This window comes from Streptomyces sp. SID14478 (genome assembly GCF_010548525.1).
Lineage (GTDB): Bacteria > Actinomycetota > Actinomycetes > Streptomycetales > Streptomycetaceae > Streptomyces.
On record NZ_JAAGMG010000727.1, the window covers coordinates 1 to 211 of the forward strand.

Below are 211 nucleotides of genomic sequence, written 5' to 3' on the forward strand. Positions count from 1 at the left end.
GCCGCAGGTCCCTGATCCCGGCGCTGGCCACGGCGGTGCTGCTCCTGGTCCTGTACGACCCCTGGATGGCGCGGAGTTACGGATTCCTGCTGTCCGTGCTCGCGACCGGGGCGCTGTTGACGCTGGCTCCGCGGTGGGGAGCGGCGCTGCGCGCACGCGGGGTCCCGGCGCGGCTCGCCGAGGCGCTGGGAGCTGCTGCGGCCGCGCAAGC

Annotated in this window: 1 protein-coding gene; it reads left to right on the top strand. The window is 75.8% G+C overall.

Features of this window, described 5'->3' with window-relative positions:
• The coding region (locus tag G3I40_RS23895) for a ComEC/Rec2 family competence protein (protein WP_203644693.1) at positions 1-211 on the top strand (211 nt) is incomplete at both ends.